Below are 13,354 nucleotides of genomic sequence, written 5' to 3' on the forward strand. Positions count from 1 at the left end.
AAAATTAATCGAATCTGTTGGAGCTAAATTAATTTATTTGCCACCATATTCTCCTGATTTTTCACCAATTGAAAACTGTTGGTCAAAAATTAAAACTTCACTACGTTCTATTGGAGCTAGAAGTTATCCAGACTTAGCAAAAGCAATTGAAACTGCTTTTACTCAAGTCTCGTTAACTGATATTTATAATTGGTTTACCCATTCTTGTTACTGTACTTCACCAGACTGAGAAATGCTATAAAGGCACATCTACACCGCCAGAAATTAATGCACCTACAGTGCTATCTCTACCTGTAGAAATTGCAACACCACCACCGATATAAGGGGCTATACTCAACTGGGTCACTTCCAAATTTTCTACAGGAAAATCTACAGTGAGTGGCACGAGAAAAACTGTATTATCTCCAACTAGAGCCGCAGGACGAAAAGACAAATTTTGTGTAAGTCCTATTTTGCTAATTACAGCAAATGAACCTTCACCTACCCGTGTATTGCCCGTTAAACCAATGTTACCAGCAACACCAAAATAGCTAGAACCCGAACGGGTGGCTCTACCAGGTTCAAAAGTTTGAGCTACCTTCTCAGATTGAATGGCTGAGGAAGGCTGTGTTGATTCTATAACTAAGTCAGATGCAGAATTAAGATTAGCCGCAGGAGTTTCACTTACTTGTTCTGCCTGATTTGTAAGAGCATTAGTAGAGGGAGAATTTGTATTTTCAGCACTAGCTGGTAAGATACTACCAATAATAGCCACAGTAGCACTCGCTAGCAGAATAGAAGTGCGCTGGAAAAGAGTTGTAATCATAAATATTCCTTGCTTTTTATCTTCTTATTTCTAGTATTTGCAACAAATGTGAAGAGAAAGTGACAGATATTAGATATTAACTTTTTGCTAATAATTTGGTGAAAATTGTTTGATTTTGTGATGGCTTTACTCAAGTAGAAAACATAGTTAAAATTAAAATGCCTAACTTATTAAATAATTCATCTATCTGGATACTGCAAATGTGTAATTCTTTAGGCACAAATTAACCAGAAAGAAAATTTATATCTTTTGATAGTTGGCTTATAATTTATATAATTTGATTTGGATGAAATAAAGAAAGATTTTATCGAGAATGCTTGTGTCTGCGTTGATTATTATCTCTATCCGAATTAGGTTCTTGAGATTCTGGATATTCGTTGTGATTTTTGCCGGAAGTATGGATAGCATATTCTTCTGGCACAATCGGAGAGCCGTCTATTTTAGCGTAAATTTTAGTAAATTCTGCTCCTAGAAATAAGATGTGAGCGGCATAATAAATCCATGTATTTATAATTACAAACGAGCCAGCGACACCATAGGCAGAAACAATGTCAGTCTGACTGAGAAATAACCCAAAGAAAAACTGACCAATCATAAATAAGATGGTGGTAATTGCCGCACCCACTCCAGCACACCGCCATGCAACTTGAGCGTCGGGTAAAATGGTATATATTGCGGCAAATAGAAATGTCAAAATACCAAATGAAAGTAAAAAGCTGAGAAATTGCCACAGAAAACTTAAGCCAGGTAATAAATCGCTTAAGTAATTAACTGTGACGAATAAAAGGTTTCTGACTATATAAGAAACAAATAGTAAAAAAGCAATGACTAACACCATTGCAAAAGATAAAACTCGTTTCCGTAAGAAATGAAAGATTTGTCGTTTGGGTTCTGGTTTGACTTCCCAAATTTTATCGAGCGCATACTGAATTTGGGCAAAAACTCCAGAAGCACCAAAAATAAGAAAGCCAATACTAAAAATTAGTTGTAACAATCCCCCCCTAGCATCTTCTCTTAAATTTGCGATCGCAGTAGCAAGTAATTGTGCAGCTTCTTTACCAACTATTTCTGTCATTTGCTCAACAATCTGCTGTTCGGCTGTGGCTTCTCCATAAATTGCGCCAAGGATTTTTATAATAATCACCATCAAAGGTGCAATAGAAAATACTGTGTAATAAGCTAAGGATAATGCTAAAAGAGATACTTCGTTAACTTGCCACTCGGAGAATGTTTCTTTTAAGAGTCTCCAAACTTGTCTTAAGCGCATAATGAAAATTGTTTGGCTGGCGGCCTACTCATATTTGTAAAATGACCCTTGCTATCATTAAATAGATAAACACTCCTAAAACATCTACCGCAGTAGTAATAAATGGGGCTGACATTAAGGCTGGATCTAAGCCGAGCGAACCAAATAAAAACGGTAAACCAGAACCAGAGAAAGCCGCAATGATAGTAATTGCTACCAAACTTATCCCCACAGTAATGGCGATTGGCAAACTGCCTTCCAGGAAGTAAGCCCAGATAATGACTGCTACTCCTAACATCACTCCCAATAGCGCCCCTGTAATTGTTTCCCGTGTCACTATTTGCAAAGCTTTTTTGATCCCAACTTCCTTTAGATTAAGGCCTCGAATCACCACCGTTGAAGATTGCGCTCCGACATTTCCACCTGCGTCAATCAACAAGGGAATAAAGGCAGCTAAAGCAACAACTTGTTTTAAAACATCTTCTTGAGAGCTAATGACAGTCGCAGTGCCAGTATTGGCAATTAAGAGAACAAATAGCCAAAGAACCCGTTTACGCGCTGCTGTTAATATATTTGTCTGGAAATAGCGATCGCCTCCAGCTTCCAACCCGCCTAAAGTATAAATATCCTCAGTGGTTTCTTGCTCCAAGACATCTAGCACGTCATCAACAGTGACAATGCCAACTAGACGCTGTTCTGTATCCACTACAGGCACAGCTACTAAGTCGTAGTCTTGGATGACTCGCGCTACTTCTTCTTGATCTGTATCTGTGTGGACGAAAACTACATCGCGAGTCATAATTTCACCCAGCCTTTGCTCTGGCTGGGCAATCACTAAATCTCTAAAGGAAAGAGTTCCGGTAAGGTGGCGTTCTCTATCAGTCACGTAAAGGTAGTAGATAGTTTCAGCCGCACTAGCGAAAACACGAACCCGCTCGATAGCTTGACTAATCGTTAAATCCTCCTTTACAGAAAGATATTCTGTAGTCATAATCCGCCCAGCTGTGCCCTCTTTGTAGCCTAGAAGTAGGGCAGTGGCTTCGCGTTCATCTGGACTGAGTTGTTCCAGTAGTCGGCGGACGACTTTAGCAGGTAATTCGTCAAATAGTCGCGCTCGGTCATCGGGCGACATCTTATCTATAATGTCGAGAACTTCTTGATGCCTCAACTCTGCAATCAAGGATTGTTGCACACTAGAGTCAAGATATTCATAGACTTCGATTGCCTCTTGTTTTGAAAGTAAGCGAAAAGCTATAGCTTGCATAGCTTTTGGCAAATCTTCAATAGCTTGGGCAATATCTACAGGTTGTACAGGTACTAACAGAGCTTTCGCTCCCTGGAAGTTTTCTTGTTGTAGTAATGCTTCGAGTTGCGATCGCACTAACTCCACAAGTTCTTGTCGAGATACATTACAGCGCCGTGCAGAAGAAGGTGGATTATCAGTCAAAGATGCCTCCTTGATGAAGATTGGCAGCGAACAATCTTAAGTTACATTTCTGACTAAAATTCCTAGTACGGTAGAAACAATTGTCAGAACAACTGAAGCTAACAATGCAGGTAAGAAACCAGCAACAATAAATCCAGGAACGAGGAACCCTACTATCAAAAGCATGAGCGCATTAACAACAAAGAGAAACAGACCCAGCGTGACAATAGTAAAAGGAAGTGTCAAAATAACCAAAACAGGTCGAACAATTGCATTGACTAACCCTAAAATCAACGCAGCAATTGCGGCTGTGCCAAAAGTGTTAAACTCAAAGCCGGGTACAAAATAGGCTGTAAGCAATAGCGATAAAGCAGCAACTAGCCAAGTTAATAAGAAGTTTACTATCAACATTGGTAACCTCTTTCTCTATAGGAATCCGCTTTGATTTATGAACGAATTTGCGTAGACAGGCAATAGGCAATCTTGCTACAGTCAAGAAGGCTTCTTAGTTGTACTGAGTTTTTTCAGGAATCAAATATGAGTCCTATAGCAATCTTCAGTATTACCAAAAAATGTGAACAAAAAGTGACAGCACCAACTACTGCTGCTGCTACTTGACTTGCAACAAAATTTGAAAAATTTACCAAAATAATTACTAATTCGTAATTCGTAATGACGCGCCTGCGTCGCTAACGCTGCGCTAACGTAATTCGTAATTAAAAGAGAGAAAAATAATTGCTATAAACGATTTTGGCGTTTTTGAATAAAAGGATGAAATTAAAAAAATCAGTGTTTTAAAACTCTTGCTCTCTATATATGTGCGTGAGCTTTTCATCTTTTTCATTTGGTAATGCGGAGAATTTTATCCTGCTGTGAAGGGCAACTCCCTCGTCCATCACAGTTACTAGTTGTGACATACAACTCGCCATCTGGCCCCATAATTGCCTCTCGGAGTCGTCCGTATTTACCTTGCAAATACACTTCATGACGCTCGACTTTCTGGGGTGATTGTGGGTTGAAAACGACACGCTGCAAGTGTTCGGAACGAAGGGTAGGAATGATTAAACTACCCTTCCATTCAGGAATAGAATTTCCAGTATAAATTGCTGCTCCACCTGGAGGTAAAGCTTGACGCCAAACAATGGACGGAGTGATAAGTCCTTCTCCTGATTCACAACGGTAGATGGTAGGCCAGCCAAGGTTGTCTCCTGCTCTGGCGACACTGACTTTATCGTGACCACTTCTACCTAACTCACCACTGGGGCCGTGGTCTGTTACCCATAGTGTTGATGCATCATGCCAATCAAACCCTTGAGTGTTGCGAATACCAGAGATATATACAGGATTTTTGGGAAAGGGATTGTCTTGCGGCACTTGTCCGTCTGGCGTCACACGCAAGATTTTCCCAGCAAGGCTATTAACATCCTGGGAACTTTGCGGGTCTCGCGCATCGCCAGTCCCAATATAGAGCATTCCATCAGCACCAAAGCGAATGCGACCACCATTGTGATACACTGCTACGGGAATGTTGTCGAGAATTATTCTATCTGACGAGGCACTGAGTCCATTTTCGGATAATTGCCATCGTTCAACGCGATTCACCTGCGACCCATTTCTATCAGCAGTATAGTACACGTAAAAAAGTCGGTTCTCGGCAAAGTTGGGATGAGTCGCAATGCCAAGTAAACCACCTTCACCGCTATCTGTAACATTAATAGTGGCTACAGGTTTTTGGACAAGTTTACTATCCCGCACGAGGCGAACGCGTCCAGGCCGTTCACTGACTAACATATCTTGGTTTGGGAGAAAGGCAATTCCCCAAGGAACTTCAAGACCCGTTACCACTTCTTCAGCCTGTACATTTACCTCCCCTTGTGAACCAAAGCCATTGTCAACGAGAGTACACACTTGATTGTTGGTAGAAGTTTTTTGACTGACTGGTTCAGTTGTTTCTATTTCTTGATTGTTAGTGTTTGCCGACTCAGATGTTGGTGAAGCACAAGAAGAAATTCCCAGTGCAAACATGGCAACAAGTAGTTTTCCTGCAACAATTCTTGTCATGTTCATAAGTATATTTTTCCAAAAATTTCTGCTTGTGTAGCCTTTCAAATAGCTAATTGAAGAAGACTTAAAAATTCAAAATTTAGGAACAAAGGCAAAGACTCCGTTCCTAACTCCTGAATTCTGATTTATCCATTAGATAACAGTGTTATAGAAACATTCTGTAAATTTACTAGGGATAGAAGTGGTGTTTTGACTATCCAGTTACTATTATAAATATACTCAACCTCATAGCCTCTATCCACAGACCTACTTCAAGCCTAACAGAGTCGAAGGCAAGTAGTTTCTCGGAAAGAGGTTGGAAAACTTAGTGGTGGGTGTCAAATCGATACCCACCACTAAATTTTCGGAGTTGCTGATTGCGGTATGAAAAATAATTTTGTGTGATTTCAAAATCCTTGTAGAGACGTTGCATTGCAACGTCTCTACATCCAAATTCATACTTGATTCAGCAACGCCAAATTTTCTTTACGTCAAATAAAAATCATCACATGCAGCAATGTAACGCCAATATCCAACATCCAAAATCCGAAACTGACTATGGTGTTGGGGAGTTTTTTTTTGCGGGTTTGGCTCCTTTAATATCCAGTAATTGTGCCAATTCGGTTGTACTTAATGACTTGACAAGACTCAACCCAAGCGATTTACTAGAAATACTTTGAGCGTAGCCTGCATTCAGGTAAGGGATGTATTGTGACCTTCCTGCAACGTAGGTTTGGAAGAAAGGTAAACTTAAAACATTCATGTAACGACGTGCTTGGGAAGCATCACCAATCATATCGGCAGGTAATGCTACTTGTTGATTTGCAGGGTTTCCATTGCCAATGGTGGAAAAGTGAGTACCACCTTCAAGCATGACGAGATACTTTTGTGAATTCGCCAACCAGGAAAAAGGTAAAATTTGCTCGGATAAAGCTGGTGCAACTGTATCATCACTACTGCTGACAATCATCACTGGAGTTTGGATGTGACTTAAGCCAGCTTTGCCGAAAATAGAACTAGTAATGGGATTAACTGCGATCGCAGCTTTCACTCTCTCATCCCGCAGGTTATAATCCTTGCCAGACTTGCTGATGCTCAATTCCAAAGCCCGACACTGAAGCAGTAAAGACATATTCCAGGTATTTTGCAGTGCTGCTGGTTCACAGTCTTGTTTTAGCTGCTTGAAGTTGATTTTAGCGCCTGCTAGAGCTAAGGCTGTATAGCCTCCCAAAGATTGACCAAGTACTCCGACTTGTTGCAGATTTAACCGACCTTTAAACCGTGAATCAGATTGATTACCTTTTTCCAATTGATTCAGTATATATGTTACGTCCATTGGTCGGTCTTGAAATTCACTTGGTTCTGCTACTTCAACGGCGCGTCCATTTAACAGCGAACGCAATTGTTTAGTATCACTACCAGGATGATTGGGAACGGCAACGGCAAATCCGTGGGAAGCTAGATGAGTGGCTAAATATTGAAAGTTGCTGCTGTCTAAACCCAAGCCGTGAGAAATTACAATTATGGGTGCAACATTCTGAACATTGGGAATGTAAACATCAGTTAATAGAAGCCGATTGCGCGTTGAGTCGAAAAACTTCAGAGTGTATTTTTGCGACTTCAACTTTCCCGGAACCTTTAAATCCGGTAATTGCGAGAAATTTGGTTGTGAAATGGTATCAGCTTCTATTTTAGACTTTTGGGAAACTGCTGCGATCGCAAGATGGGTTTGGCTAACAAGTCTCTCCAATTCTGTAGCTATTGCCAGAGTCTCGGCGACATCAAGACGAATGCTGCTGCTAGGGTATTTACGCAACACATTCAAAAGTGTCAAGCCTCCCGATTCAGCAGAGGCTAAAATTAGCGCCGAACGCAAAGCACCAAATCCTGGTTCTGACTGATTGGTTTTAATGACTTGCGCCAACCGATGCAGTAAAAATTCTCCTTGTGGTGTGTAAAGAAGTTGTGAAACTACTACCGGACTAACTTTCACACGATTGAGTAAAATCCGCCGCAATTCTTGAAGCTGTTGTAGAGGGAGATATTGCTGATATCCTGCCAAGTCTTCGTTAATTACGCCTGTTTTGGCGTAGTTTTCTAAAGTCGTGACTGAAATGGAAAGCTCTAAAGCTGAATAAGATGCATAAATCCGCTCTGCTGCCAAGACAGAATTGCTAATTCCAAACGTTGGCAGCACCATTGAAAGAACCAGCAATAGAGAATTTTTTCTTAGGGTGCTGGCCCAATTACCAAACAAACTATTCATCGCTCAACTTTTTCGGTGGTCTGGTTTTATCAGGTGTTGGCTTTGGTAGTTATTCGGGCGCCCTGCTTGGTTTACTTAAAGTTCTTAGCCTCAATTTTATCAGAACAGAATTTAGGAGTCAGGAGTGATAATTCAGGATGAATTATGTATGACTTGCGAATGTAGCTTGCTTAAGATAATGGGTATAAATCGGTTTCAAATCCCTACCAAACTTAGTTTCTGGTAGTAAACAAAAAAGTAGTGATTCCCAATGCCTAGTAATAGATTCTGACTCCTAAATTCTGATTTCTGAATTATTATTCAAGGATTTTTTCGGTTATCAGGTCAACAATTAAACACTACAGAGTCATAGAGATAAGTAAAGTATCCAGATGATTTCAGTAGTTTGCCTTCACTATTAAATCATAACAAATAAAAAATATTCTGCCTCAGTATTTATGTTGTAGCTTTGAATCTTGCACGAATTTACTAGATGAAAAACCCAGTAAAAATCCGGAAAAATATTCTAATTAATCAGCTTTTCCCAAGGCGATCGCTACTGAACCTGTGACTACTAAACCCGCTCCTAATATTGCTATGAGAGTGAAGTGTTCTGATGGTATCCAATTAGGTGCAATAACTGATACAACTGCGACTGATATTAATGTCACAATGGGAGCTAAAGCTATTACCGCACTTACTCGTGATGCTTCCCAATGTTCTAAGGATTCGGCAAAAGCACCGTAAGCAATTAAAGTATTCAACGCACAAAAAATCAACATTCCCAAATGGAAGCTGTTAAGTATAAAAAGTGATTTTACTCTGGCTAGAGGAGTGAATAATAAAGCACATCCTCCATAAATAATCAACATGATACTAGGGGAAGATAAAGATTGTAATAACTGCTTTTGTGCCAAAGCATAAATCGCCCATGCTACTGCTCCTAGCGCAATCAAAACACTACCTAGTATGTATGTGTTTTGGGCTGTAATCAAATTTGTTAGTTGTTCACGAAAGAATAAAAGATAACCACAAATCATTACACTTACACCAATCCATTGATACAGCCTGTAACGTTCTTTAAAAATCACTAACCCTCCTAAACCTAATAAAAGGGTAGATAATTGAATGAGAACTTCAGCATTAGCAGGTGATGTTAGTGCTAAACCTTGCATGAACAGAAAGTAATTAATCCCTAAGAAAAGTGTAGCGATCGCTAATAATTTCCAAGAAGCAGAGCGTAGTTGTTCTAACTTTGGTAATTTACCGCGTATTCCTAAATACAAAGCAAGTAGTATAAATGATGTCAAAAAGCGAAACCAAATAACGGTATAGACATCAAGTGCTTGCAGAGCTATCGTCAAAGCAATAGGTAAAATTCCCCACAATAAAACCGTCAATAGCGATAACGCTAGCCCTAAGCGCCAGCGGCCAGAACTTTGATGTAGTGACATTTAAATATCCTACTCAAAGTAGGGCTGACAATAAATTAAAACGTATCTAATTTGCATATCTAGATTTTACAACTTCTTACTGATAAAATATCTTAATAGCTTAGTTAATATAAATTCAATATATAGGACTCATATTTGATTTGGTGAAAAAACTCAGTACAACTAAGAAGCCTTCTTGAATGTTGCCTTCTTGACTATTGCCTTCTTGCCTATTGCCTATTGACTATTACCTATTGCCTATTGCCTGCCTACGCAAATTAGTTCAGAAATCAAAGCGGATTCCTATAGAACAACTTATCTACTCTACTGAATTTATTTTGAGCCAGAAGATGGCATTTTCTATTCACATAAAATTAGTAAATTGCGTAATTACTTTACATGAATATTAAATTTCAGACCTTCACGTAAGTGTATAATTTGTTTCGGCGTACTTTTAGTATAAAAAACTATGGGGTTTTTACCCATCGTAAGCCTAGTAATATTTATTACGGGCTTATCCATTTACTTGCTACTGACCTCAAAAGGTCGATTTTGGCTTAAATCTGTGGTGATGAAAATAAAGCACCAAAAGTGGAGATTCAGATATGGCCAGCTTAACTATTTGAGATCAAGATTTTCAAAGACTATAACAATTGCTGTCATTATTATGGCAGCAGTAATAGCTGGAAATAGTGTATCAGCACAGGTTACGCCGCCACCTCTAGCTTCGCTCAAGAGCATATCAGTTCCAGAGCCTAACAATCTTGGAGACTTCGTAAAAGACAAAGTAGCTGCAATCAAGTTAGGAAAAACTCTTTTTTGGGATATGCAGGTTGGGAGCGACGGAGTGACCGCCTGTGCTAGTTGTCACTTCCATGCTGGAGCCGACAATAGATCCAAAAATCAGATTGCTCCGGGACTTTTGCGGATTAACCCTAATGGTACAGAGAATCCAGATACAGTTTTTGATGTCGGTGGTCTAGCAAATTACCAACTAAAACCAGAAGATTTTCCCTTCCACAGTGACCGTAACGATGTCAGTTCCTCTCAGGGGGTTTTCAATACAAAGTTTGTGGATGTCACACCTGGTAATGCGGAAGACCAAGTGAAAAATGAGCCAGATCCGGTTTTTAACGTAGGAGGTGTAAATGTGCGCCGCGTCGAACCGCGCAACACCCCAACCGTGATTAATACAGCATTCAACTTTCGTAACTTCTGGGATGGAAGGGCACAAAACATCTTTAATGGGGTGAATCCTTTCGGTTTAAGAGATCCTAATGCTGCTGTCGTCAAAGCACTAACCCCAAATAATCTAAAATTTGTGAAAGTTAGCCTGAAGAACTCGTCTTTGGCATCCCAAGCGGTCGGCCCGCCACTAAGTTCCTTTGAGTCTTCCGCAGATGGTCGCACTTTTCAAGAAATTGGTGATAAGTTCGGGCGAACTGCTAGGGTTAGGGGTAAAAAGCTCCCCCGCAAACTTGCGAAAAAGTTATTACCTCTCAGACCGCTAGGTAAACAGATTGTGCATCCACAAGACAGCGTTTTAGGCGCAGATAGTAGATCGCCCAAACCCGGACTCAAAGATAAAACTTATGAGCAGATGATTCAAGATGCCTTCAAGTCGGAGTGGTGGAAGTCTAATCAACTCATCCAAGTTGACGCTGAAGGTAGACGGACTTTTGTCAAAAAGCCCGATCGCTCCTTGGAGACTAATGAGTACACATTAACTGAGTACAACTTCTCGCTATTCTTTGGGCTGGCAGTTCAGTTGTACGAGTCTACACTCATTTCCGATAATACGCCTTTTGATCGCTTTTTAGAAGGAAACACTACTGCCCTAACCCCTCAACAGCAACAAGGAAAACGACTGTTTGAGGGCAAAGCTTTGTGTATTGGTTGTCACGTTGGATCAGAATTAACAGCTGCTTCAGTGAGCAACGTGGCCAAAGACGGACGAATCAAACGTGCGCCGTTCGGCCCAAGATCCCCTGAAGACACTGGCTTCTTCAATATCGGCGTCAGACGTGCTACGGAAGATCCAAGTTTGGGTGGTAATGACGCTTTCGGTAATCCGCTTTCAGAAGCACGATTGGCTCAGTTGAACAAATTTCAGCTTCTTCTCGGCGAAAACCCCCCAATCCTCAATCCACCGTTGAGTTCTAGTGAAACTGTGTTTGCAGACGGAGCTTTCAAAGCACCTGGACTTCGCAATGTGGAACTCACTGCTCCCTACTTTCACAATGGAGGTCACGCGACTTTAGAGCAAGTGATTGATTTTTACAATCGCGGTGGTGATTTTGGACTTCTTCCCCCACTGAATCTCTCACCAGAAGAGAAACAGCAATTGGTCGCCTTTTTAAAGGGACTGACTGATGAGCGAGTTCGGTATGACAAAGCGCCTTTTGACCATCCGCAACTGTTCATCCCCAATGGACACCCAGGTGGGCCTACATACGTTAATGATGACGGTACTGGCAAAGCCACAGATGATCTACTGCAAATTCCTGCTGTTGGTAAGAATGGTGGTAGTGGTACCCCAAATTTCCTGAGTTAATCCCCACGAAATATCTTATACAGATAAATTTAGGGGCGTACACCTGTACGTCCCTAAATTTAAAATTTCAGAAATTATGGTTGTTAGGATCAATTGACTGATGAGGGCTGGCAGTATTGCTAACTCTGGTTTGGCTTAGGTAATTGTAGACTCTGCGAGAAACTTCACGGACAAAATCTCCAGCTCTGCGATCGTGGTTTGGTCTTTGCACCAAAATGCCTGCTAAATAGCTTTTCCCGTTGGGCATTTCAATAATACCTGCATCACCAATAATAAATCTCAGTGTACCAGTTTTGTGGGCAATGGTAGCTCCTTTACCAATACCAGCCGGTAGCAAACTATTAGTTTTGACACGGCGCATGATCCCTAAAACTTGATTCCGGCTGTTTGGAGATAGCAAACGATTGTTAGAAACTAACGCCGCCAATCTGACCAAATCTTTGGAACTGGTTGTATTTTTGCCAGGAATGTCTGGAAGTAAATTCTGCATTGCTGTATTTTGCAATCCCCAGCCACGAAAACGTTGGTTAACTTTTGCTACACCACCCAAACGATCAAGAACCATATTTGTGGCGGTATTATCGCTAATGGTCATCATCAAGGTAGCGGTTTGGAGGACGCTAAATTTAGTTCCAACGGGTTTGTATTTCATAGTTCCAGCTTCACCAACCCTTAAATCGCGCCGCATCACTAATTTATCTGTTAGCTTAATTCTACCAGCGTCTATTTCTTGGAAAAGGGCTACTAACAAAGGAAATTTTATTGTACTGGCAGCAGCAAATCTTTTTTCGCCATTAATATCTATATAGTTACCTGTATCTAAATCTAAGAAAAATATTCCAGGGTTTAATGATTTATAAGTTGCTAACAATGCCCGAATCTGAGAACTGATACCCGGCATTTCTTGACCAAGATTTACAACTCCTGCAAATGTTGAAGCATCTGTGGAATTAATGGCAATATCTTGTCTATTTTCCCCAGGGATGTTATTGCTTTGGCGGTCAAATGAATTAAATTTTACAATCCAATGAGAACGAGAATCTCCCTTGATGGATAGATTACGGGAATCAATATGATAGCCTGGAGCTAATTCTACGACAAAACGAGTTGTTTTACTATCTAGTTTTCCAATACGAATTTCTTTGACTGCATTACCAAAAGCTTTTTTAACACTATCTGAATTAAAACTAGTTCCAGGTAAGTCAATTACCAATCGATTAGGATTATCTAATAAAAAGGCTTTTGGTTGGATTCCAGAAGTTGTAGTTAGGTGTAATTGATTTTGCTTAGAATCAAAATACCAAGACTGTAATCGTGAAGCTTTAGCCTGTCCTGCAACTAGAAGCAAACTGCTTAAACCGATCGCAAGTAAATGTGATTTCATTTTGTGATTGTAGGTATGCAACTATGTAGCAACTAATCAACTTTACCTTAGATTGTTTTCTGATGATCATACTGAAATTCCGGACAAAAAGCATAAATTCCATTGACTTATTTTTTTTGATGATAAATAAGTAGAAAACATCCAAATTTCTGGTTCGGAGTTTGCGTTATTCTCGCTCAAATGCAAACTACAAACCTTATGGCGTTTACCAGTCTAAT

At 40.2% G+C, this 13,354-nt stretch carries 10 protein-coding genes; 2 read left to right on the forward strand and 8 right to left on the reverse strand.

Annotation, left to right across the window (positions count from 1 at the left end):
• A partial coding sequence (locus A4S05_RS10680) for a transposase (RefSeq protein WP_176726969.1) occupies positions 1–229 on the forward strand: 229 nt, incomplete at its 5' end.
• 6 nt (positions 230–235) lie between these two features.
• On the opposite strand, the gene A4S05_RS10685 is transcribed toward A4S05_RS10680, so the two are convergent.
• The 7 genes from A4S05_RS10685 to A4S05_RS10715 form a co-directional block, all read right to left on the reverse strand.
• The gene (locus A4S05_RS10685; RefSeq protein ID WP_256090921.1) at positions 236–805 is read right to left on the reverse strand and encodes a hypothetical protein; all 570 of its coding nucleotides are present in this window, start codon (positions 803–805) and stop codon (positions 236–238) included.
• Positions 806–1,109: 304 nt separating this feature from the next.
• On the reverse strand, positions 1,110–2,072 hold the full coding sequence (locus tag A4S05_RS10690; RefSeq protein ID WP_069069813.1) for a YihY/virulence factor BrkB family protein: 963 nt from the start codon (positions 2,070–2,072) through the stop codon (positions 1,110–1,112).
• A 28-nt stretch (positions 2,073–2,100) separates the two neighbouring features.
• Positions 2,101–3,498 (reverse strand): magnesium transporter, encoded by a 1,398-nt coding sequence (gene mgtE, locus A4S05_RS10695; RefSeq protein WP_069069814.1) that lies wholly within the window; start codon positions 3,496–3,498, stop codon positions 2,101–2,103.
• 36 nt (positions 3,499–3,534) lie between these two features.
• Complete coding sequence (locus tag A4S05_RS10700) at positions 3,535–3,888, reverse strand: phage holin family protein (protein WP_069069815.1); 354 nt, start codon at positions 3,886–3,888, stop codon at positions 3,535–3,537.
• A 429-nt stretch (positions 3,889–4,317) separates the two neighbouring features.
• Entirely contained in the window at positions 4,318–5,544 is a 1,227-nt protein-coding gene (locus A4S05_RS10705) for a PQQ-dependent sugar dehydrogenase (protein ID WP_069069816.1), read from the reverse strand.
• Positions 5,545–6,076: 532 nt separating this feature from the next.
• Complete coding sequence (locus A4S05_RS10710; protein WP_069069817.1) at positions 6,077–7,786, reverse strand: alpha/beta hydrolase; 1,710 nt, start codon at positions 7,784–7,786, stop codon at positions 6,077–6,079.
• A 509-nt stretch (positions 7,787–8,295) separates the two neighbouring features.
• Positions 8,296–9,219: a DMT family transporter gene (locus tag A4S05_RS10715; RefSeq protein WP_069069818.1), complete on the reverse strand. Its 924-nt coding sequence runs from the start codon at positions 9,217–9,219 to the stop codon at positions 8,296–8,298.
• Between the two features lie 448 nt (positions 9,220–9,667).
• Here A4S05_RS10715 and A4S05_RS10720 point away from each other — a divergent pair, with 448 nt between their 5' ends.
• On the forward strand, positions 9,668–11,752 hold the full coding sequence (locus A4S05_RS10720) for a cytochrome-c peroxidase (RefSeq protein WP_084227070.1): 2,085 nt from the start codon (positions 9,668–9,670) through the stop codon (positions 11,750–11,752).
• Between the two features lie 67 nt (positions 11,753–11,819).
• Here A4S05_RS10720 and A4S05_RS10725 read toward each other — a convergent pair whose 3' ends face one another.
• Positions 11,820–13,136, reverse strand: coding sequence for a serine hydrolase (locus A4S05_RS10725; RefSeq protein WP_069069820.1), 1,317 nt, complete (start codon positions 13,134–13,136; stop codon positions 11,820–11,822).
• Between the last annotated feature and the right edge of the window lie 218 nt (positions 13,137–13,354).

Origin of the sequence: Nostoc sp. KVJ20 (assembly GCF_001712795.1) — a bacterium.
Taxonomy (GTDB): domain Bacteria; phylum Cyanobacteriota; class Cyanobacteriia; order Cyanobacteriales; family Nostocaceae; genus Nostoc.

Bases quoted from the DNA above. Each gene is read 5' to 3' on its own strand.
- A4S05_RS10690 (WP_069069813.1), bottom strand. From the start codon at position 2,072: ATGCGCTTAAGACAAGTTTGGAGACTCTTAAAAGAAACATTCTCCGAG.
- A4S05_RS10685 (WP_256090921.1), bottom strand. From the start codon at position 805: ATGATTACAACTCTTTTCCAGCGCACTTCTATTCTGCTAGCGAGTGCT.
- A4S05_RS10725 (WP_069069820.1), bottom strand. From the start codon at position 13,136: ATGAAATCACATTTACTTGCGATCGGTTTAAGCAGTTTGCTTCTAGTT.
- A4S05_RS10715 (WP_069069818.1), bottom strand. From the start codon at position 9,219: ATGTCACTACATCAAAGTTCTGGCCGCTGGCGCTTAGGGCTAGCGTTA.
- A4S05_RS10700 (WP_069069815.1), bottom strand. From the start codon at position 3,888: ATGTTGATAGTAAACTTCTTATTAACTTGGCTAGTTGCTGCTTTATCG.
- A4S05_RS10720 (WP_084227070.1), top strand. From the start codon at position 9,668: ATGGGGTTTTTACCCATCGTAAGCCTAGTAATATTTATTACGGGCTTA.
- A4S05_RS10705 (WP_069069816.1), bottom strand. From the start codon at position 5,544: ATGAACATGACAAGAATTGTTGCAGGAAAACTACTTGTTGCCATGTTT.
- A4S05_RS10710 (WP_069069817.1), bottom strand. From the start codon at position 7,786: ATGAATAGTTTGTTTGGTAATTGGGCCAGCACCCTAAGAAAAAATTCT.